Source organism: Trebonia sp. (genome assembly GCF_030042015.1).
Taxonomy (GTDB): Bacteria; Actinomycetota; Actinomycetes; order Streptosporangiales; family Streptosporangiaceae; genus Trebonia.
Genome location: NZ_JASIAL010000272.1, coordinates 1 through 21,645, shown reverse-complemented (window position 1 = coordinate 21,645; position 21,645 = coordinate 1). Strand labels below are relative to the sequence as shown.

Below are 21,645 nucleotides of genomic sequence, written 5' to 3'. Positions count from 1 at the left end.
CCGGGGGGTCGCCCCCCCGGACAAGCATGGAAGACGCGGCCGGCCCCAGCGCGTTTACTCATTACCGGCCTGGCTAGCGGGCATAGGCTGGGGTAGGACAACGAAGGACAGATGTGACCGGGACAGCGCCCGAGTGGCGGAAGGGGCATCCTCAGATGAGCAAGCAGGCCACGCCGCCGCCGCCGGGCGACAAGCCGACGCCAGCCAAGCCGCCGCCTCCGCCGCCGCGCTGGCGGCACTGGCTGCTGCCCGTCGGCATCCTGGTGGCCCTTTTCCTATGGATCGCGCTGCCGGCAGTGCACCAGGCGAACCAGACCACCCTCACCTACTCCCAGTTCCTTTCCGACGTGTCCAAGCATGCGGTCAAGACGGTGACGATCGCGCAGACCGGCGGCACGAGCAGCGGGACGCTGACCAACGGCACGGACTACACCGTGGTCATCCCGCCGCAGGCGGGCCAGGAGCTGCTCACCGAGCTCCAGGCGGGCGGCGTGCAGATCACCGGCTCCACGTCGTCGCCGGGGTTCGGCACCGAACTGTTCGAGTGGATCATCATCCTGGCCCCGTTCCTGCTCTTCTTCTGGTTCTGGATGCGGCTGTCCCGCGGCGGCGCCGGGCAGCTGCAGGGCGTGTTCGGCGCGGGCCGGTCGCGCGCCAAGGTGTTCGACGAGGAGCGCCCGTCCACCACGTTCTCCGACGTCGCGGGCTATGAGGGCGCGAAGTCGGAGATCAGCGAGGTGGTCGACTTCCTGCGCAACCCGGACAGGTACGCCAGGGCCGGGGCGGTCGTGCCGCGCGGCGTGCTCATGATCGGCCCGCCTGGCACCGGTAAGACGCTGCTCGCCCGGGCCGTCGCCGGCGAGGCGCAGGTGCCGTTCTTCTCGGTGACCGGCTCGAGCTTCGTGGAGATGTTCGTGGGCGTGGGCGCGGCCCGGGTCCGTGACCTGTTCTCCGAGGCGCGCAAGCGCGCCCCCGCGATCATCTTCATCGACGAGGTGGACGCGATCGGGCAGCGCCGGGCGGGCCAGGGCGCGGTGGTCGCCAACGACGAGCGGGAGCAGACGCTGAACCAGCTGCTCGCCGAGATGGACGGCTTCGAGCCGACGATGGGCATCGTGGTGCTCGCCGCGACCAACCGGCCGGAGGTTCTCGACCCGGCGCTGCTGCGCCCTGGCCGGTTCGACCGGCAGGTGACGATCCCGCTGCCGAACGTCAGCGAGCGGGCCGCCATCCTCGTCGTGCACTGCCGCGGCAAGCGGCTGGCCGCGGGCGTGGACCTGGACGCGGTGGCCCGCGGCACGCCGGGATTCTCCGGCGCGGACCTGGCCAACCTGGCGAACGAGGCGGCCATCTTCGCGGTGCGGCAGAACAGGGAAGTGGTGACGGCCGCCGACTTCGACGCCGCCAGGGACCGGATCATCCTGGGCCGCAGGGAAGGGTCCAACGTGCTGCTGCCTGAGGAGAAGCACGCGGTGGCGGTGCACGAGTCCGGCCACGCGATGGTCGCTGCGCTGTCCGAGCACGCCGATCCGGTGGCGAAGGTGACGATCCTGCCCGCCGGGCAGACGCTCGGCGTCACCGAACAGCTTCCGCTGGTGGAACGGCACATGTACGCCGAGGACTACCTGCTTGACTCCCTCGCCGTGCGCCTCGGCGGCCGGGCCGCCGAGCTGGTCGTCCTCGGCCAGGGGTCCACGGGGGCGGGCAACGACCTGGCCGGTGCCACCGACCTGGCGACGAAGATGGTCCGTGAGTTCGGCATGTCCGCGGTGGTCGGTCCCGTCGGCTACCCGGAGAGCGGTTCTGTGTTCCTTGGCGGCGGCGGGCCCGGCATGTCAAGCAGGCCTTACGCGGAGGCGACCCAGGCCGCGATCGACGGCGAGGTTTCCAAGCTGCTGCGGCAGGCGGAGGAGCGCGCCGTCGAACTGCTCAAGGCGCACCGGCCCGAACTCGACGCGCTCGTCGACCTGCTGCTCGTGCGGGAGACGGTGGACGGCTCGGACGTCTACCGGCTGGCGGGCCGCCCGGACCGCTCGGCCACCCCGTCGGCGCCGGCCATGGTGCTCACGCCGCACCCGGCGGGAAGCGAGGTCACCAGCTCTGACGGTTCCACGCCCGTGCCGTGACCTCCCAGTCGGCCTCCCAGGCGGCCATCCGGCGCTTGTGAAGCACACGGCGGGTGAGCACGGTTCCGCCCAGGTACAGGATTCCGACCCCGGTGATCGCGCCAACGGCGGCCAGGTCGCTCTGGCCCGTGACCTGGGACGGCTGCAGCGGCGGGCTGGTCAGGTTGCCCGCGTCGTCCGTCCAGATCGTGACCGTGCTGCCCTTCGGGCTGCCCGCCACCGCCAGGACCTGGCCCGTCCGCTTGACCCCGGTGACCGAGGTCCACGTGGCCTGCACCGGCACGTCACTGCTCAGCGAGTACCCGTTCACCGCACTGCCCGCCGACCGGGTCAGCACGGCCCGCACCTGGTGACTGCTTGCCTGCTGGGCCTGCTCGGCATGCAGCGCCCTGACGTAGGCGGCATGGCCCGCCGCCTGCGCGGCGAACGGGGCGCCGGCGGCGGCCGCCACCAAAAGCCCGGCTAGCAGGTACGTCTCCAGCCGGTCTGACCTCCGCCGCAGCGGGTTCCTGTCGGGCCACAGCCCGCGGATCGCCCTGCGGTACCACCGTCCCTGGCTCATCCCCGGTTGCCTGATGTGCCGTCCCGGTCTCATCGCTAGTCACCCTCAGCCGTCGGCCGTTCTCAGCGTGCGGAGCAGGGAATTCCGGCTCCTGCTAGCTACCATCCCCTGTCTGAGAGTAGCCGCGGTAGGGCCACAGTCCCTACCCGGTGCGGGACTTTGGGCGGTGATTACCGTCGCATTACGCTATTGCCATGGATGGTGGAGGCCTGCTGCCGCAGCTGCGGCTCGATGACCTGCTCGCCGAACTGCAGTCGCGGCTTGAGGCGGTTCTCGCGACCAGGGACCGGATGCACGGGCTGCTCGAGGCGGTCATCGCGATCGGCTCTGGCCTGGACCTGGAGGCCATGCTCCGGCGGATCGTCGAGGCGGCCGTGGACCTGGTGGACGCCAGGTACGGCGCGCTCGGCGTCATCGGCGAAGACGAGCGGCGGCTCTCTGAGTTCATCCCTGTCGGCCTTGACCCTGACGAGATCAGCCGGATCCACCACTGGCCTGAGGGGCGGGGACTGCTCGGCCTGCTCATCAACGAGCCGCACCCGCTGCGGCTCGCCGACATCGCCGGGCACCCTGAGTCGTCCGGGTTCCCCGACGGGCACCCCGCGATGCGGACCTTCCTCGGCGTGCCTGTCCGGGTACGCGACCGCGTGTTCGGCAACCTGTACCTGACCGAGAAGCGCGGCGGCGGCGAGTTCACCGAGGACGACGAGGCGGTGCTGACAGCGCTCGGCGCCGCCGCGGGCATCGCGATCGAGAACGCCCGGCTGTATGAGGAAGCCAGGCGGCAGCAGGCCTGGCTGCGGGCCAGCAGCCAGCTGACCATGCAGCTGCTGTCGGGGGACAGCGCGCAGGCCGTGCTGAGCGCCCTGACCAGCCAGGCGCTCGAGCTTTCCGGCGCGGACCTGGTGACGCTCGCCTTGCCGGACGTCGACCGCCGCAGGCTGACCCTGGAGTACGCGGAAGGCGACGGCGCGGCGGAAGCCCGCGGTCTCGTGGTGGCCGCGGAAAAGTCGCTGTCCGGGCAGGTGCTCGAGACCGGCGAGCCGCTCACGGTCGAGGACTTCGCCGCGGACGAGCGGACGGCGGAGGCCACCCGGCTGCCCATGGGCCACATCGGCCCGGCCGTGCTGTTCCCGCTCGGCACGCGCGGCAACGTGCGCGGCGTGCTCACCGTAGGGCGCCGCCACGGCGGACCGCCGCTGCCGCCGGCCGCCGTCAGCGTCGTGGCGGCCTTCGCCGCGCAGGCCGCGGTCGCGCTCGAACTGGCGGCGCGCCGTGCCGACGCCGAGCAGCTTTCCGTGCTCGAGGACCGCGACCGGATCGCCCGCGACCTGCACGACCTGGTGATACAGCGGCTGTACGCCACCGGCATGTCGCTTGAGGGCACGGTTCCGATGGCGACAAGGCGCGAGGTTGCCGACCGGATCCGGAGCGCGGTGGACGCGATGGACGACACCATCAAGGACATCCGGGCGACCATCTTCGCGCTGCAGGCCCGTGGCCGCGCGGAAGAGCCGCGACTGCGCGCCGACATCGTGGCGCTTGTCGACGAGATGACCGAGATGCTGGGGTTCGCGCCTGCCCTGCGGCTGGGCAGCGGGCTGGACTCGCGGGCCACCGCGGAGCTTTCCGAGCACCTGCTCGCGGTGCTGCGCGAGGCGCTGTCCAACGCGGCGCGCCACTCCGGGGCGACCCGCGTGGACGTGACCGTGGACACCGACGCCGCGGGGACGCTGACCGTGCTGGTGCGGGACAACGGGTCGGGGATCCCCGCGGGGACGCGGCGCAGCGGCCTGGCGAACATGGCGGACCGCGCCGACAAGCTCGGCGGCGAACTGCGGCTCTCGCCCGCCGAGGGCGGCGGCACCGAGCTGGAGTGGAAAGTCCCGATGCCGCCAGAGCCCGCCGAGCCGGACGACGGGCTGCGCCCGTCGCCGCCTGGCCGGTACCCGCTGCGCTAGCGAGCCCGCCCGTTGCCGCTGTCGCGGCCGTGCGTGTCGTGCTCGCTGAACACGCGCGCCGCGTACGCGGCGGCCTGCGTCCGCCGTTCCATGCCGAGCTTGGCGAACAGCGCCGAGATGTAGTTCTTGACGGTCTTCTCGGCGAGGAACATCTTCTCGCCGATCTGCCGGTTGGTCAGCCCCTCGCCGATGAGCTCGAGTATCCGCCGCTCCTGCGGGGTGAGCGCGGCCAGCGGGTCCTGCTTGGCGGACTGGCCGCGCAACCTTGCCATCAGCTGGCTGGCCGCCCTCGGGTCGAGCATGGACTGCCCGGTGGCCACCGTGCGAACGGCGCCGACCAGGTCGGTGCCGCGGATCTGCTTGAGGACATACCCGGCCGCCCCGGCCATGACGGCGTCCATCAGCGCGTCGTCGTCGGCGAAGGAGGTGAGCATCAGGCAGGCCACCTCCGGCAGCTGGGACCTGATCTCGCGGCAGACGGTCACCCCGTCGCCGTCCGGCAGCCGCACGTCGAGCACCGCCACATCCGGCCGCAGCGCGGGGATCCTCGCCAGCGCCGAGGACGCCGTGCCCGCCTCGCCGATGACCTTGATATCGCCCTCGGCCTCCAGCATGTCGCGCACACCGCGCCGTACGATCTCGTGGTCGTCGAGCAAGAACACCGTGATCGGCTGCTTGACGCCGTTCTCGTTGGCTGGGGTTTCCACCGTAGTCTCCCGGGCTTGAAGTTCTACTTATCACGCTAGGCACTGACCGCCCCTGCTACAAGGACCAACGTCCCGCACTGTCCCCCGCGGGGTAGTCTCGGCTCCATGGCGCACGTCATCGGCGCACTGCCGCTGTACATCCCCAGCCCGCCGATCAACAGCTTCCACATCGGCCCGCTGGATGTTCATTTCTACGCGCTTGGCTACATTATCGGGATCACGCTAGCGATCCTGATCACCAGGCGGCGGTGGCGCGCGGTCGGCGGGGACCCGGACGTGGTGACCGACATCGCCCTGTGGGTGGTGCCGGCCGGCATCATCGGCGGCCGGATCTATTTCGACATCACCACGCCTGACGACATCCCGCACGTCTGGTACGGCGTCTTCGCGGTCTGGACCGGCGGCCTGGGCATCTGGGGCGGCGTGGCGCTTGCGGCCGTGGTCGGCGCCTGGCGGCTGCGGCGGCTCGGGATCACCGTCGGCCCCTTCGCGGACGCCGTAGCGCCCGGGCTGCTCGTCGCCCAGGCTATCGGGCGGATCGGCAACTACTTCAACAAGGAGCTTTTCGGCAAGCCGACCTCGCTGCCCTGGGGGCTGGAGATTCCGTACGCCTACCGGGTGGCGGGCGGCATCCCGACGCAGGACCTGCGCTTCACCACCTTCCAGCCGACATTCCTTTACGAGCTGATCTGGGACCTGGCGCTGGCTGGCTTCCTGATCTGGCTAGGGCACCACGCGAACATCAAGCCGTGGGGACTGTTCGCGCTTTACGTGGCGGGTTACTCGGGGTTCCGGATCTTCGAGGAGTCGGTGCGGATCGACTCGTCTGAGTACTTCTTCGGCCTGCGGCTGAACATGTACGTCGCGATCGTCATGACCGTGGTCGGAGCCACCTGGTTCGTCCTCGCCCAGCGGCGTAAGGAACGGCCCGTCGTCGTGCGCTCCCCGGCGACCCGCGCGGTCGGCAGGGCAGCAGCGGGCGAGCCTGCCGGGGTGGCCGCCGACGTGGCCGGGTCGGCAGGCGAGGACGCCGATGCCGCGGCCGTGCCCGATGAGGCCGAGGCCGGCTCGGCGGGAGTCAGCACGGCTCGTTCCGATGAATAAGGACAGCTGCGGTCCGGGCCGGTAAGCGCTTGCCAGCCGGGCAGCGCCAGCCGGGCCTAATATCCCTTACAGCCTGCCACGGGTCGCCCACGTCACGGGGCCGCTATCGCCGCCACAATCGCCCCGGCCGCCTTGATCAGGTCGGCCGGCGCGATCTCGATCTCCAGCCCGCGCCGGCCACCGCTGCAGAACATCGTCGCCAGCGCGAGGGCCGACTCGTCGACCACGACAGGCAGCCGTCGCCTTTGCCCGACTGGCGAGATGCCGCCCGCGACGAAACCCGTGGCGCGCTCGGCCGCGGCCAGCTCGGCGAGCACTGCCTTCTTCCCGCCGGCGGCGGCGGCCAGCGCCTTCAGGTCCAGCTGGCGGTGCACCGGCACGACGCCGACGGCGAGCCGGCCGTCGACCGACGCGACCAGCGTCTTGAACACGCGATCGGGCGGCATGCCGAGCGCCGCGCACGCCTCAAGCCCGTACGACTCGTGCCGCGGGTCATGCGCGTATTCGTGCAGCGTGAACGGGACCTTTGCCCGCTGCAGTGCGATCGTCGCCGTCGTGCCGCGTCCAGCCACGAACGGTCACACTAGCGCCGCCTGCGGCGGGCCTGCGAGGGAAAATCGTTAGGCTCCGTGCGCGCCCCGTCCGCATAGTGAGGGTTATGCGTGTCACGTTTCCGCGCCCGGCGGATCACGCGGTCGCGTACGCGGTGGTCGAACGGGACGACGGAGTGGTGTACCGGCTGCAGGGCGGCCGGGCGGGCACCGCGCTGCCGCACGACATCAGGCACCTGGTCGTCGAGCGGGAGCTCGGCCTTACCGACGGGCTCTGGGGCGTGATCGCGGCGGGAGCGGTGTTCGCGAGCATGCGGCACCTGGGCGGGCGGCGCCCGCCGCACGCCGCGCAGCATTCGGCGGAGCTGAAGCGGAAGTACCGCGACCGGGTGCTGCGCGCCGGGCTGCTCGCGGACCTCGTGGAATGCGTCGCCGCGCTCGACAACCCGTCGGCGGACGAGATCCGGCGGCTCACCGGGACGAAGCTGGCGGTGCTGTGCGGCACCGCGCCGCCACCGGAGGCCATCGCGGCGGCGGCGCGGGCGCTGCAGGTGGAGGCGGCGCGCTGGGCGCGGCTGCGGCCTGGCGAGGAGCTGCGATACGAATGGCGGCTGGCGGCCGCGCCGCCGGTGCCGCGACCGCGGGACCCGGGCGACCGGCGCGATCCGCGCCGCCCCGGCCAGGGCTGGTGACGCCCTAGGGCACCAGCAGCCGGGTGCTCGCGTGCGCTTGCGATATCGGGTTGTGCTTGGCTGGCAGGCGCGACAAGGTAGGGGGATGCGACAGCGTGCCGAGCCGTCCAGGCCGCCGGATGAGATCGACGCCGGCGCGGCCGTGCTGCGCCGCTGGCTGGTGGCCGACCTGGAGGCCTCCTGCGACGCCGTGCTCGCCTCGCTTGAGCACCTGCGGCCCTGGATGCCGTGGGTGGCCGACTTCAGCCGCGCGTCGCAGGCCGAATACCTGGCCGGCTGCGAGCGCGAGTGGCAGTCGGCGGAGTCCTTCAACTACGCGATGCTCGTCGACGGCGCCATCGCGGGCTCCGCCGGGCTGATGGCGCGGATCGGGCCGGGCGGCCTGGAGATCGGGTACTGGGTCCACCCCGCCTACACGCGCAGGGGGCTGGCCACCGCGTCCTCCGCCGCCCTGACCGGGCAGGCGTTCGCCCTGCCTGGCATCGACCGCGTGCAGATCGTGCACGACGAGCTGAACGTGGCCAGCGGCGGCGTGCCGCGCAAGCTCGGCTTCACAGCGACCGGGCGCCGCCCGCTCGATCACAAGCCGCTCGGCGGGACCGGCATCGGCGTGGTGTGGGAAATGACCCGCCCGCAGTGGCATGAGACCGTTTGCCGGTAGCCTGCGGCCATGGGTGATGACCTGCAGCTGGACCGGGAACTGATGGCGCTGGCGCTGGCTCAGGCCCGGGTGAGCCTAGCGGCAGGCGGGGTGCCGGTCGGCGCCGTGCTCGCGTCCGGCCGCGAGGTGATCGCCGCCGGGCACAACGAGCGCGTGCAGCGCGGCGACTCGGTGGCGCACGGCGAGATCGCCTGCCTGCGCAACGCGGGACGGCGTTCCACGTACACGGGCACCACGCTGTACACGACGCTCTCGCCGTGCCAGATGTGCACCGGGGCGATCCTGCTGTTCCAGATCCCGCGCGTGGTGGTGGGCGAGGCCCGCACGTTCGCGGGTGACCTTGACTTCCTGCGCGATCGCGGCGTGCAGGTCGTGCTCCTCGACGACCCCGCCTGCGTGGCCGTGATGACGGAGTTCCAGGCCCGCTATCCCGAAGTCTGGAGCGAGGACATCGGCGGCCGCTAGCACCGCAGTTCCGCCCCGCTGGCGAGGCCAGCTGCGTACTTCTGTCGCCGGACTTGCCGGCATGCGTTGGCAGCCGACCCCGGACGATAAACTCGCACCTTGTGAGCAGTGTTGTTTCGGCCGGGCTCGGCGAGCGGTTTCCTGACGTGGCGGCACTGGCAGCCGCCCTTGACAAGACCGGCTACCTGGCCGGGGATCAGCTGTCGGCGGCGCTGTTCCTCGCGGTGCGGATGGGTCAGCCGATCCTGCTGGAGGGCGAGCCAGGCGTCGGCAAGACCGAGGCGGCCAAGGCGCTCGCCACGGCCCTGGACACGGTGCTCGTCCGGCTGCAGTGCTACGAGGGCATCGCGGCGGCCGAGGCGCTGTACGAGTGGAACTACCCGCGCCAGCTGCTTGCCATCCGGCTGGCCGAAGCCACCCACGAGCAGCTGCGGGACACGGATTTGTTCCGCGAGGAGTTCCTGCTTGCCCGGCCGCTGCTCACCGCGCTCGACCACCCGGGGCCGCGGCCGGCGGTGCTGCTCATCGACGAGGTGGACCGGGCCGACGACGAGTTCGAGGCGTTCCTTTTCGAGATGCTCGCGGAGTCTTCGGTCACGATCCCGGAGCTTGGCACGCGCCGCGCGGTGATTCCGCCGATCGCGGTCCTCACCTCCAACAGGACCCGCGACCTGCATGACGCGCTCAAGCGGCGCTGCCTCTACCACTGGATCGGGTATCCCGGCGCGGCGCGGGTGGCGCAGATCATCCGGCGGCGGGTGCCCGCCGCGAGCTCGCAGCTGGCCGGGGAGGTGGCGGCGGCGGTCAGCAGGCTGCGCGGGCTCGACCTGACGAAGCCGCCGGGTATCTCCGAGGCGATCACCTGGGCGGCGGCGCTGACCGTGTTCGGCGCCGCCACGTTGTCCGAGTCGGTGGCGGGACAGACAATGAGCGTCGTGGTCAAGTATCCGGAGGACGAGCAGACCGTCCTGCAGGCCGGCCTGGCTTCCGTCGTGGGGCATGACTGACGGCGTCCGGTTGCGCGGCGCCGTCGCCGCTAACGGCCCTGGTGGCGCTGACGGCTCTGGTGGCGCTGACGGCCCTGGTGGCGCTGACGGGCCGGGGCTGCCGTCGGCCGATGTCGCTGTGCTCGCGGCCGGGCTCGGCCTGGCACTGAGGTCGGCCGGGCTGCCCGCCGGGCCGGACCGCTGCGAGCGGCTGGCCCGCGCGGTCACTGTGATGCAGGCGACCACGGTGGCGGAACTGCATGCGTGCGCGCTTGCCACGATGGTCTCCGATCCGAGCCAGATCGACACGTTCGAGCGGGTCTTCGCCGAGATCTTCACGGGAAACGTGCCCGGCAGCCCGGCCGTTGTCGCGCCGCAGCCGGGCATGGCCGTCGAGCCCGCCGATGCGCCGTCGCCCCCGGATTCGCCGTCGTCAGGCGCGGCCGGGGAATTGCCCCGGGCGTTGCGCCAGGTGGACGCCGCCGCGTCTGCTTCCTCCGCCGAGGGGGAGGGGGACGACCTGCCTGAGGTCCCGGCGATCCGGCGCGTCGCCTCGGACACCGAGCGGCTGCGCGGTCGCGACTTCGCCCAGCTGACGCCGGAGGAACTGCGGCAGCTCGCCGTGTTGATGCGCGAGCTGACGATCGCGGTGCCGCCGCGCCGGACGCGCCGCTACCGGCCGCGCAAGGACGGCGTCCGGCTGGACCTGCGCCGCACCCTGCGGCAGGCCAGGCGGACCGGCGGCGAGCCGGTCCGCATCGCCCGCCGGGCCGTCCGCGCGCGGCCGCGGCGGCTTGTCGTGCTCTGCGACATCTCCGGCTCGATGGAGCCGTACGCCCGGGCGCTGCTGCAGCTCATGTACCTCGCCAGCCGGTCCTCGGGGGGAACTGGCTCCGCTGGCTCGCTGCGGGACGCCAGCCGCCCGCGGACCGAGGTGTTCACGTTCGCGACCCGGCTGACCCGGCTGACGCCGACGCTGGCCGCGGCCACGCCGGAGACCATGCTCGCCAGGGCGGGGGAGGCGGCGCCCGACTGGGCGGGCGGCACCCGGATCGGCGCGGCGCTGCGGGAGTTCAACGACCGCTACGGGGCGCGCGGCATGGGCCGCGGCGCCGTCGTGCTGATCATCTCCGATGGCTGGGAGACGGGGGATCCGGCGCTGCTTGGCGCGCAGATGGCCCGGCTGCACCGGATCGCCTACCGCATCGTGTGGGCGAATCCCCGGACGCAGAGTTCGCGCTACCGGCCCGAAGTCGGCGGCATGGCCGCGGCCTGGCCGTACTGCGACGCTGTCGTCAGCGCGCACAACTTCGAGGCACTTGACGAGCTGCTCGCCGCCCTGCGCTCCCCGGCGGTGCGGCGGCCGCCGGCCGCGCCGTCCTCCGGGGCCGCGGCTTCAGGGCCGCCGGCCAGACAACGGGGGAAATCCCCGCCTCGCGGCTCAGAAAGGCCTTCCCGGTAATCGCCCTGCCCCACTGCCCCCTGCCCGACGTGCCCGCATATCGCGCCATCGTCGGCGACCGGCCGGGATTCTCAGCCAGCTCATTAACACCAAACGTCAATGCGGCGTCTGTATCCGGAAATTCCGGTAAATTGGCTGCTTACACGGTGCGTCGAAAACCTTAGACGCCTGGTTCGTCCGCCCCGGCCGGCTCGCGGCGGGGCCGTGCGCGTTGTGCGCATTCTGCTGCGCTTGGTGGGAGTTTCCTGAATGTGGAGCCGTTGGGGTAACAGGCTTTCCCTGCTCGTCATGTCGGTAGCGGTGCTGGTTTTCGCGCTGATCTCCCCGGCGACCGCCAGGCAGGGTGCCGGGCAGGCCGGCGGGCAGGCTGCCGGACATGCTCGCGGGCAGGCTCACGCGGCCGCCCCCGCCGGCCGGAGCCCCAGGCCGGCGGCGAAGCCGAGCATTACCGTCGCCGCGGCGCGGGCATCCGCGAACGCCGCGGCGACCGCGTCGGCGACGAACTCCGGCAGCCAGAAGCAGTGCTTTTACTCCTTTCCCGACTGCGCGAGCGTGAATCCCGAGGTCGTCCTGTCACTCGTGAGCGACGGCGACACCTCCGCGTGCACGTTCCAGGGGGTCTTCACGTGGGGCGACGGGAAGACGACGACCATAGACTTCGCCGGCGCCGCGGACGGCGTCACGGACGCGACCGTTACCCACACATACAGCAAGCCCGGCTCGTACGGCATCAGCTGGCGGTCCACCACCGAAACGGGCACGTGCAGCGACTCGTCGGGAACTGTGCGGTTCACCCTGGTGCCGCCGCTGACGCCGGCTCAGCAGGGCGGTGCGGCGAACCCCAGCGAGAACCAGGTGAACTGCCCGGCGCAGGCCACGGTGAACTGCGCCACGGGGGTGCTCTGGCACACGTTCACCGACTTCTCGATCCCGGGCCGGGGCGTGCCGATCGACCTCACCAGCACGTACGCGTCGAGCCGGGCCGCGACCAACGGGCCGTTCGGCTACGGCTGGACGGACAGCTACGGCATGTCCCTGGCCAGGAACTCCGCAGGCGACGTGACGATCACCCAGGAGGACGGCTCGACCGTCACCTTCACCCCGGACGGCTCCGGCTACACCGCGCCGCCGTACGTCCTCGCGACGCTGGCGAAGAACGCCAACGGCAGCTACACCTTCACCAGGGACCGGGGCCGCACCCGCTACAACTTCGCCGCGACCGGCCGGCTGACCAGCGAGAGCGACCTCAACGGTTACGTGACACGGCTGTCCTACAACACGAAAGGCCAGCTGACCGCGGTCACCGACCCCGCCGGGCGGAGCCTGGCATTCACCTACAGCGGGTCGCACGTGGCGACCGTGACAGACCCGATGGGGCGGACGTGGAAATACCGCTACGACTCCAGCGGGAACCTGACCAGCGCAACCGACCCGATGGGCCGCACGTGGTCGTTCAGCTACGACGCCAAGCACCGCCTGCTCGCGATCACCGACCCCCGCGGCGGGAAAACGGCCAGCACCTACAACTCAGCTGGCCAGGTCGTCGCCCAGACCGACCCCGACGGCGGCAAGACCACGTGGAGCTACAGCGGCAACCCGGCGACGCTCGCGGGCAGCACGACCACGATGACCGACCCCGACGGCCACGTGACGGTGTATGAGTTCTCCGACCTGGAAATGGTGTCCGTCACGCGCGCGGCCGGGACGGCCGGGACGGCCACGACCAGGTACGTCTACGACCCGCTGACGCTGGGCGTCATCTCGAAGACCGACCCGGACGGCAACACCACCGCGAGCACCTACGACGCCGAGGGCAGCCTGCTGACCACCACGGATCCGCTCGGCGACAAAACCGCCTACACCTACAACAGCCTGAACGAGGTGCTGACCGAGACCGATCCGCTCGGCGCGATCACCCGCTATGCCTACAACGCCGACGGCGACCTGCTGACCATCACCGATCCCCTGGGCCACGTGACGACCTACGCGTACGCGGACAAGGCGCGCCCGGGCGATGTCACCTCGGTCACCGACCCCGACGGCCACGTCACCTCCTACACCTACGACAGCTACGGCGACGTCGCGTCGGTCAGCGTGTTCCCGTCTTCCGCCGTCACCGACACGACCACGTACGCGTACGACAAGGACGGCGAACGCACCTGCGCGGCCGAGCCGAACGCGACGGCCGCGGGCATCACGTGCCCCGTCGCCGGCAGCCCCGCGAAGGCCGGAACCACCGCCACCGCCTACAACGCGGACGGCGAGGTGACCTCGGTCACCGATCCGGACGGCCACGTGACCAGGTACGCCTACGACGCCGATGGCGACCAGCTGACGGTTACCAACCCGGCCGGGCAGGTCACGAGCTACGTCTACAACGGCGACGGCGAGCAGACCAAGATCATCCGCCCTGGCGGCTCGGCGCAGGAGACGCATTACGACGCCGACGGCAACGTCATCAGCGTGGTGAACGCGGCGGGGGACGTCACCAGGTACGCCTACGACGCGCCCGGCCAGCTGGTGTCGGTCACCGGCCCGCTTGGGGACGTCACGAAGTACGCCTACGACCTGGCTGGCTACCGCACCGCGCTCACCGACGCCGAAGGCCAGGTCACCACCTACGCCTATGACAAGGACTACGACCTCACCGCCATCACGTACTCGGACGGCACGACGCCCGACGTCCGCTACACGTACGACGCCGACGGCCGCCGCGCGTCCATGACCGATGGCACAGGCACCACGACCTACGCCTACGACGCGGACGGTCACCTCACCCGCGTCACGGACGGCGCGGGCACGACGGTCTCCTATCGGTACGACGCTGCCGGACTGCTCATTTCTTTGACTTATCCGAACGGATCCGTGGTGACTCGCACTTACGACGGCGCCGGCCAGCTAGTGTCGGTCACCGACTGGCTGGGCCACTCCACCACGGCCGGCTACGACAGGGACGGTAACCTCACCTTGGTGGCGTACCCGAATGGCGTCAGCGTGCTGATGACGTACGACAAGGCGAACCAGCTGATGTCGGTGACCGACGAGCTGGGCTCGGTGACCCTGGCCAGCTTCACGTACACCAGGAACAGCCTGGGTGACGTCGTCACCGACACCGAGACCGGGTCCGTGGCTGGCACGCAGCGCTACAGCTACACGCCGCTGAACCAGCTGGCCGCGGACAGCGCAGGAAGCTACGGCTACGACGCCGCCGGGGACCTGATCGCGCTGCCCGGCGGCGTCCGGCAGGCGTTCAACGCCGACGGCCAGCTCACGTCGACCACCACTGCCGGCACTCCGGCCGTGACGACGGCGTATGCCTACAACAAAGACGGCGATCGTACCGGTGCCGGCGCCACGAGCCTGACCTACAACCAGGCGAACGAGCTCACCGCTTACGGCACGGCCGCGTCCTACGCCTACAACGGGGACGGACTGCTGATGTCCGAGACCGCCGGCGGCATCGCGACCGACTTCGCCTGGGACCAGTCCGGGAGCGTGCCGCTGGTGATCGCGGCCGGGAGCATGTACTACGTGTACGGGCCGGGCGGCCGGGCGATCGAGCAGGTCACGGGGTCCACTCCCGGCTACCTGCTGGCCGACCAGTCCGGCAGCACCCGCCTCATCACGAACTCCGCGGGCGCGGTCACCGGGACCTACACCTACGGCCCGTACGGGACGGTCACCGGGCACACCGGCGCCGCCACCGCCCTTGGGTACGACGGCCAGTACACCGACGCGGAAAGCGGCTTGCAGTACCTGCGGTCCCGCTACTACGACCCGGCGACGGGCCAGTTCCTTACTCCCGATCCGCTGACACCGCTGACCGGTCAGCGTTACGGCTACGCGGCCGGCAACCCGGTGAACGTAAGCGATCCCGCCGGCCAGTGAGACCACGGGCGGGCCATGCCACGCTGACCTGGATCACGCCTGCGCATGGCGGGCTGTCCTGCGTGCCTGGGCCGCGGGGGTCCTGCGGGACCTGGGTGCCCGGCGACCGGCCAGATAGACGACGGCGGCGATGCCCGCGATCCCGCCTGCTATCGACGGAATGACGTCGGTGACGTGGCTTTCTGGGCGCATGATGGCGGCGAAGGCGCCGAACAGGCCGAAGAGCCCCATGCCCGCCACCCCGATCCACAGCCGGCGCGAGGCGAGCATGCCGATGACGATCGCGATGAGCGCGATCGTGACGTACATGCCGAGCAGCAGCATGTTCTTGCCGTTCCCGCCGAACTCCCCGACGGCGAAATTCTTCAGCGCGCGCGGGGCATGGTCGACGAACGCCCCGCCGACCGCGACGATCGGCGACGCCTGGGGCCGCACGAAGGCGGCGGCCAGGTTCGCCACGCCGAGGACGGCCGCCGCGGCCAGGAAGCCGGCGATGCCGCCGCCCAGCAGCCCGCGCCCGGCCCGCGGCATCGGGTTCCCCCGCCCGGCCCGCCGCGCGCCTGTGCTCCGCACGGACTGCCGCGCGCCCGGGGACTGGCGCGGGCTAATCTCCCATGGGGGCAGCTGGGTACGGGCGCCCGGCCCGCCGCGTTCCCACGGGTCTGCCCAGGGTGCCCGCCGCCGCGGAGCGCTCGGGGTGCCGTAGCCGTTCTCGTACTGTCCGGTCGCCGGGTAGCGCGCCGGGCGCTGACGCCGCGCCTGGTTGTCGAAGCTCATGCTCCCATTGACCGTGCCCGGCGGGTGCTGTGCCCGGCCATCTCGCTTCCGGTAAGCACGCGGTAAGAATCCCGCGATGCGTCCAGGGGCCCGGCCGGCTGTCAGCTGCTGAGGCCGTCTGGCACGGGCGCTGGCAGGCATTCGTCCCGGTCGGGCCGCGCCTGGCGCAGCACGCTGAACCAGCGCCCGGCGGCCGACCAGGTCTCGCCGACGGACAGGCCAGCGCCACCCGCGACCTCGGCGATCTGGTCGACGCCCACGTACGCCCACGGGAACCAGGCGCTGGCCAGGCCGCCGTACCAGAGCCTGACCTGCTCGCGGCGCGGCGCCGTGCCCGGCGGCTGGATTTCGACCAGTGCCTGTCCGAGCGGGGTCAGCAGTTCGCTCACCCGGCGCAACAGTGCGACGGGATCGCCGCCGATCCCGATGTTCCCGTCCGCGAGCAGCACCGTCATCCAGCGCCCGGCCCCTGGCACCCGGCCGAATACGTCGCGCGGCAGCGTCAGCGCCCCGGTCGCCCGGGAGAGGCGCACGGCGCACGGGGCGACGTCGATGCCGAGCACGGGGATGCCGCGCTCGGCCAGCGCGACCGTCAGCCGCCCGGGGCCTGACCCGACGTCCAGGGTCGGGCCGGCGCAGCGGCCGACGACAGACCCGTCCCCAGGGCGGCCGTGCAGCCAGTCGTCCGCCAGCAGCGGCGTCCTGCTGCCGTCGGCGTGCTCGATCTCCGGCCGCGCGTGCCCGGCGAGGGCATCTTCGTAGAGTTCGCCGATCACGCGGGACCTCCCCCGGTAGGCATCAGGAACGCACACCAGTGTTCACCCGGCGGGCGCGTGATCACGTGTTCACGGGCGCAGCCTCACCGAATCGTCACCGGCCTTACGGTCCGCTAACGGCGTGACCCGCCCCGCCGGCAGAAGTTACGAGCCGGTGACGTTTTCGTCCCATTTGACACACGCGCCGACCCGCGCCGCTTTACCTTGTAACGGTGAGCATCAACCCTGACCCGCCAGGGCGGATCGTCGTGGTCGACGACGACCCTACGGTCGCGGACGTCGTCGGGCGCTACCTGGTACGCGACGGTCACACCGTCGAGTGCGTCCACGACGGTTACGAGGCGCTGCGTCGCGTCGCCGAGCGGCCTCCGGATCTGGTCGTGCTCGACCTCATGCTGCCTGGCATCGACGGCCTCGAGGTCTGCAGGCGGCTGCGGGAGCGCTGGCCGATTCCGGTGGTGATGCTGAGCGCGCTCGGCAACGAGACCGACCGGCTGGCCGGCTTCGAGACCGGCGCCGACGACTATGTCATCAAGCCGTTCAGCCCGCGTGAGCTCGCGATGCGGGTGCGTTCGGTGCTGCGCCGGGCCAGGAGCACCGGGCTGCCGGACAGGCCGGACGGCGGGGTCATCGCCGACCGCGACCTGACCGTCGACCTGGCGGCACACGAGGTCCGCGTGGGCGGCAAGCTCATCCAGCTGACGTCCCGCGAGTACGACTTGCTCGTGTTCCTGATGCGCAATCCGCGGAAGGCGTTCACCAGGGAACAGCTGCTCAACGAGGTCTGGAGCTGGACCTTCGGTGACACGTCCACCGTCACCGTGCACGTGCGCCGGCTGCGCGAGAAGCTCGAGGCCGACCCGACGCTGCCCAGGCGCATCGTCACCGTCTGGGGGGTCGGCTACCGGTACGAGCCAGAGCCGGCATGACCGGCACGGCCGGCACCCTCGCCGGTGTCCTTTCCGGGGTCTGCCCGGCGGACCTCGTCTTCGTTTTCGGCTGGGTCGGCGGTATAGCCGTCGTGATAACGCTGATCAGCGTGCTGATCCTGAGGCTGATGATGTCGGGCCGGTCGATCGGCGTGATGCTCAGCATGGTCGCGTTCGTGACCGTCGCGACCTCGCTCGCCGGGGTGGGTGTCATCACCGTGCGGATGATCGGCGCCCAGCCTGGCAAGCCCGTGTTCGAGCTGCTGTTCATCGCGGGCCTGGCCGGGCTCGCGGTCGCGTTCGTGACCGGCCGCACGCTCACCAAGGCGAGCAAGACCCTGCTGCGCGCGGTCCGCGAGGTCGGCGACAGCGGCATCTACACGCCGCCGCAGGTCCGCCTGCCCGCCGAGCTGGCCGGGTTGTCCGCGGGGCTGGAAGAGGCGCACGACCGGCTCGGCCAGGCGCGGGCACGCGAGCGGGCCCTGGACGCGAGCCGCCGCGAGCTGGTCGCCTGGGTGAGCCACGACCTGCGGACGCCGCTGGCCGGGCTGCGGGCGATGGCCGAGGCGCTTGAGGACCAGGTGGTGACCGATCCGCGCGAGGTCAGCCACTACCACTCGCAGATCCGCCGGGAGACCGACCGGCTGGCGGCGATGATCGACGACCTCTTCGAGCTGTCGCGGATCCACGCGGGCACGCTGCGCCTGTCGCCGCGGCTCGTCGGTCTTGAGGACCTGGTCGCCGAGGTCGTCGCGAGCGCCGAGCCGGTGGCGCGGGCCAAGGGGATCCGGCTCGCCGGGTCCGCGGTCCGCGGCATGCCCGTCGTCATCGACACGGCCGAGATGGGACGTGCCGTGCGGAACCTTGTCATCAACGCGATCAGGCACACGCCGTACGACGGGACGATCGAGGTGCTCGGCGACATCCGTTCCGGCACGGCATGGGTGAGCGTGGCCGACGAGTGCGGCGGCATACCGCCGGGCGACCTGCCGCGGGTGTTCGACGTCGCGTTCCGTGGCGAGAGCGCGCGGACGCCTGACCCGTCCGGCGGCGCCGGGCTCGGGCTGTCCATCGCACGCGGGATCGTCGAGGCGCACTCCGGCCAGCTCAGCGTCAGGAACACCGGGCCGGGCTGCCAGTTCATCATCAGGCTGCCGCTCGCCCGTCCCGCGGCGCCGGCCGTGTCACGGCCGGCGCCGGCCTCCCGCGCGATCCACGCTGGCCGGTGACGGGGTCGCAGACCGGACAGCGCCAAGAACATGCCCGCCCCGAGGTCGGCTGTGGCCCGGGGAAGCGGCCGCACCCGTCACCCAGTACTCGCATAGCCGCGAGCCAAGCATGCCCCGCACAGCGGGGAGACCGTCCGCAGCCAGCCGTCACAGTTCCGTAAGGGCAGGTCAGGCCACCGGACCGGTGACGGTGACCAGGGTGCCGTAGGTCAGGTACGGCCAGATGAACTCGGCGGGGTCATACTGGATCTCCACGCAGCCAAGGCTCTGGTAGTACCCGTAGCCAGGCCGGGGGAAGTAGTGCACGGCGTCTCCGCCGTTGAAGTAGGAGACCCAGTACACCGTGTCGTCGTAGGGCGTGCCGTCCGGGTTGATGCCCTGCATCTGGGTGACCTGGAACTTGAGGTAGACGGGGAAGGTCCCGTCCTCGGTCGGCGACGCCGGGATGCCGGTGTTGGCCGGGGTGTCCAGGATGAGCTTGCCGTCGTGCCAGACCCGCAGCGTCTCGTTGGGCGAGTCCTGGTCGGCCACCGCGTAGGTGTAGCCGCTCGGGTTGTCCTGTCCCTTGGCGACGGCGGTGAGCAGGGCGGACCATACCTGCGGCCCCGCGATGCCGTCCATGGTCAGCCCCTGGTTGTACTCGAAGGCGCGGACCGCCCCGTCGACCAGGATGTTGTCGGTGCCCGCCTGCCACTGGCTGGTCAGCTCGCTCGGGTAGCCGGGCTTGAAGGTGAACGTGCCCGCGGGCGGGTCGTAGGCGGCGGACAGCTGGGCGTTGGCGTCATCGGCCGGGATCGCCGCGGTGGCGGGGTCGGCGGGCGTCCAGGTGAGCGGCAGGTACCCGAGCTGGGTCAGCAGCTCCTGCAGCCGGAGCGTGGAGAACGAGCCGGTGGTGAACTTCACGGTGCGGGCCGTCCGCAGGGTGCCGGCCGTGGCGGCCGCGCCGAGGATGCCGCCAGCGCCGCCAGGGATCGTGAGGGTTACCTTGGTCCCGGCCAGGTAGCCGACGGACGGGGTGAAGGTCGCGGTGGCGCCGGAGACCTGCCAGTTGCCGGCGATCTTCGGTGCCAGCGACGGAAGCGGCGTCTGCGGCGCGAGGGCGGACGAGAAGGTCACCGTGATCGCGGTCGCGCCGTTGACGTCACGCGCGCCGCTGCCCGGGCTGACGGAAACGACCTGCAGCGGCCCGGCCGGTCGCGCCTTGGGCTTAGCGTCCAAGGGCTTGTCGTTGCTGGCCAGCGTCGCATGACTGTCGGCCCGGGAAGAGACGGCGGCGAACGTGCCGCCCGCGACGAAAACCAGGACGGCCGCGGCGGCGATCGCCGTGATGCCACGATGCCGGAACAGCAGCGCAGCCTGCCGGCCCATCCTTCCCAAGAACGACACGGTGCGGTCTCCTCGACGGTTCGTCAGATCGATGGTCCGGTGCTGCTGTCTCTTCGACGCCAATCCTATTGGTGCCGGATGACATCGCTGTCGTGCAGGACGGCCGATCCGAGCGCGGGGAGGTATCAATTCGGGAGACCTCGGATCACGGCCCGTCCACTTACAACAGACGTATCAGGCTAGCCGGAAGTTGCCCTGAGACCGGGCTGCGAAGTCGCTGTGAATCCTTGCCGGGAAACCCGCAGCTAACTCACCGCGAGAAACTCACCGCCCAGGCTCGACGGTGCGTAACGACACTGGGACATCGGGATGACACGTCGCCATGTCCCGCTCACCTTCGGTGCAGAATTCCCCGCGGCGCCGGTGCTCTCGGGGGCCTCGTAACGTTTATATCTCGGTTGCCTTTCACTTTTGCCGTGGGCGTGATCGCCCGGCCCGGCCGTCGCGGCGACGTGCCGCCCGGCCGTCCCCGCCGCGTGGGACCGCGGAACCGGGCATTCCGGGCAGGCCGGTTATCGTGGTAGATCCGGCTGGTCCTGACCAGCCGGATCTACCACGTAGTCCGGTCGGCGGGGCGGAAGGCCAGCGGGAGGGGCTGTTGTGACGGACGGGGAAATGGGCCGAGACGGAGGCGGCCGGTCAGGCGCGGGCATCGCGGCAGGCCCACAGCCAACTGGCGGCCGTCGTGTATAACAGCCATCTATCGGCTGCTTTTTGCTTTTGCCTGTCTTATCAGGCACGTCAGGAACGTCAGGAGTTGGCGGTATTCGCGGCATGCGGTCAGTCGGCGCGTTGCTAATGGACTAATGCGTGAGGCGCCAGCCGATGACATTACCGGCAATGACGGTTGGCCGCCCGAGCAGGCCGGCCAGATAACGGCCGAATGCCGAGTGCGGGCTCGTGACCGCGACGACGGCGGCCGGCTTCCAGCCCGCGAGCTGCGCCCGCATCTGGAGCAGACTCGGGTACAGTCCGTTGGCCGGCAGGGTGGCGACCTCCGCAACGTTGACGCCCGCTGACTGCGCCCAGAGCTGGTTCAGGTAGTCGGCTTCAGAAGACAGCCCGTTGCCGTCGGTGGCAGCCGGCCCGTTCCAGGTCGGCCCCATGTAATAGCCGCCGTACATCGAGGAGGGCATGCCGGTGGCGGCCTGCCAGCGAAGCGGATCGGTGTAGGTCAGCACCGGGATGGGCAGCACGAGGACGCTCGCGCCGGCCGGCAGCCGCAGCGCGGTGAACGTCGCGGTCCAGCCCGCGGGCACGGGTGCGGCCTGGGCGGCGGGCAGCGGGACGGGCACCAGCGGCAGGACCGCGATCAGCGCGACGCCGGCGATCGGCCCTTTGAGCCTGGGCCAGCGACTGCGCGCGGCGTCGAGGCCGAAAGGC

18 protein-coding genes are annotated in these 21,645 nt (G+C 71.2%); 11 read left to right on the top strand and 7 right to left on the bottom strand.

Annotation, left to right across the window (positions count from 1 at the left end; translation table 11 throughout):
• The first annotated feature begins 155 nt into the window (after window positions 1-155).
• Entirely contained in the window at window positions 156-2,126 is a 1,971-nt protein-coding gene (gene ftsH / locus Q1N79_RS14625) for an ATP-dependent zinc metalloprotease FtsH (RefSeq protein ID WP_300609383.1), read from the top strand.
• On the opposite strand, the gene Q1N79_RS14620 is transcribed toward ftsH, so the two are convergent.
• Window positions 2,092-2,721, bottom strand: coding sequence for a hypothetical protein (locus tag Q1N79_RS14620; RefSeq protein ID WP_300609381.1), 630 nt, complete (start codon window positions 2,719-2,721; stop codon window positions 2,092-2,094). The genes ftsH and Q1N79_RS14620 overlap by 35 nt on opposite strands.
• 161 nt (window positions 2,722-2,882) lie before the next feature.
• Here Q1N79_RS14620 and Q1N79_RS14615 point away from each other — a divergent pair, with 161 nt between their 5' ends.
• The gene (locus Q1N79_RS14615) at window positions 2,883-4,649 is read left to right on the top strand and encodes a GAF domain-containing sensor histidine kinase (protein ID WP_300609379.1); all 1,767 of its coding nucleotides are present in this window, start codon (window positions 2,883-2,885) and stop codon (window positions 4,647-4,649) included.
• Here Q1N79_RS14615 and Q1N79_RS14610 read toward each other — a convergent pair.
• Window positions 4,646-5,356, bottom strand: a complete 711-nt coding sequence (locus tag Q1N79_RS14610) for a response regulator transcription factor (protein WP_300609377.1) — start codon at window positions 5,354-5,356, stop codon at window positions 4,646-4,648. The genes Q1N79_RS14615 and Q1N79_RS14610 overlap by 4 nt on opposite strands.
• Before the next feature lie 105 nt (window positions 5,357-5,461).
• On the opposite strand from Q1N79_RS14610, the gene lgt reads away from it, so the two are divergent.
• Window positions 5,462-6,460, top strand: coding sequence for a prolipoprotein diacylglyceryl transferase (gene lgt / locus Q1N79_RS14605; protein WP_300609375.1), 999 nt, complete (start codon window positions 5,462-5,464; stop codon window positions 6,458-6,460).
• 92 nt (window positions 6,461-6,552) lie between these two features.
• Here lgt and ybaK read toward each other — a convergent pair whose 3' ends face one another.
• Complete coding sequence (ybaK, locus tag Q1N79_RS14600; RefSeq protein WP_300609373.1) at window positions 6,553-7,032, bottom strand: Cys-tRNA(Pro) deacylase; 480 nt, start codon at window positions 7,030-7,032, stop codon at window positions 6,553-6,555.
• An 86-nt stretch (window positions 7,033-7,118) separates the two neighbouring features.
• Between ybaK and Q1N79_RS14595 the strand changes: the two genes are divergently transcribed.
• From Q1N79_RS14595 to Q1N79_RS14570, 6 genes are all read left to right on the top strand, one after another.
• Window positions 7,119-7,703, top strand: coding sequence for a hypothetical protein (locus Q1N79_RS14595; protein ID WP_300609371.1), 585 nt, complete (start codon window positions 7,119-7,121; stop codon window positions 7,701-7,703).
• 85 nt (window positions 7,704-7,788) lie between these two features.
• Entirely contained in the window at window positions 7,789-8,364 is a 576-nt protein-coding gene (locus Q1N79_RS14590) for a GNAT family N-acetyltransferase (protein ID WP_300609369.1), read from the top strand.
• 9 nt (window positions 8,365-8,373) lie between these two features.
• Window positions 8,374-8,829 carry a nucleoside deaminase gene (locus Q1N79_RS14585; protein WP_300609367.1) on the top strand — a complete coding sequence of 152 codons (456 nt, stop codon included), beginning with the start codon at window positions 8,374-8,376 and terminating at the stop codon, window positions 8,827-8,829.
• A 101-nt stretch (window positions 8,830-8,930) separates the two neighbouring features.
• A complete protein-coding gene (locus tag Q1N79_RS14580) occupies window positions 8,931-9,836 on the top strand; it encodes a MoxR family ATPase (RefSeq protein ID WP_300609365.1) in 906 nt (301 codons plus the stop codon).
• On the top strand, window positions 9,829-11,277 hold the full coding sequence (locus Q1N79_RS14575; RefSeq protein WP_300609363.1) for a VWA domain-containing protein: 1,449 nt from the start codon (window positions 9,829-9,831) through the stop codon (window positions 11,275-11,277). Before Q1N79_RS14580 ends, Q1N79_RS14575 begins: the two co-directional genes overlap by 8 nt.
• A 288-nt stretch (window positions 11,278-11,565) precedes the next feature.
• Window positions 11,566-15,165, top strand: a complete 3,600-nt coding sequence (locus Q1N79_RS14570; RefSeq protein ID WP_300609362.1) for an RHS repeat-associated core domain-containing protein — start codon at window positions 11,566-11,568, stop codon at window positions 15,163-15,165.
• Window positions 15,166-15,198: 33 nt separating this feature from the next.
• Here Q1N79_RS14570 and Q1N79_RS14565 read toward each other — a convergent pair whose 3' ends face one another.
• Both Q1N79_RS14565 and Q1N79_RS14560 read right to left on the bottom strand, forming a co-directional pair.
• On the bottom strand, window positions 15,199-15,942 hold the full coding sequence (locus Q1N79_RS14565; RefSeq protein WP_300609360.1) for a hypothetical protein: 744 nt from the start codon (window positions 15,940-15,942) through the stop codon (window positions 15,199-15,201).
• Window positions 15,943-16,043: 101 nt separating this feature from the next.
• On the bottom strand, window positions 16,044-16,718 hold the full coding sequence (locus Q1N79_RS14560) for a class I SAM-dependent methyltransferase (RefSeq protein WP_300609358.1): 675 nt from the start codon (window positions 16,716-16,718) through the stop codon (window positions 16,044-16,046).
• Between the two features lie 212 nt (window positions 16,719-16,930).
• Between Q1N79_RS14560 and Q1N79_RS14555 the strand changes: the two genes are divergently transcribed.
• Window positions 16,931-17,647, top strand: coding sequence for a response regulator transcription factor (locus Q1N79_RS14555; protein WP_300609356.1), 717 nt, complete (start codon window positions 16,931-16,933; stop codon window positions 17,645-17,647).
• A complete protein-coding gene (locus Q1N79_RS14550; RefSeq protein ID WP_300609354.1) occupies window positions 17,644-18,876 on the top strand; it encodes a HAMP domain-containing sensor histidine kinase in 1,233 nt (410 codons plus the stop codon). The genes Q1N79_RS14555 and Q1N79_RS14550 overlap by 4 nt, the downstream gene beginning before the upstream one ends.
• 168 nt (window positions 18,877-19,044) lie before the next feature.
• Here the strand turns inward: Q1N79_RS14550 and Q1N79_RS14545 are convergent, their stop codons facing one another.
• Complete coding sequence (locus tag Q1N79_RS14545) at window positions 19,045-20,262, bottom strand: Ig-like domain-containing protein (RefSeq protein ID WP_300609352.1); 1,218 nt, start codon at window positions 20,260-20,262, stop codon at window positions 19,045-19,047.
• 803 nt (window positions 20,263-21,065) lie between these two features.
• A partial coding sequence (locus Q1N79_RS14540) for a hypothetical protein (RefSeq protein WP_300609350.1) occupies window positions 21,066-21,645 on the bottom strand: 580 nt, incomplete at its 5' end.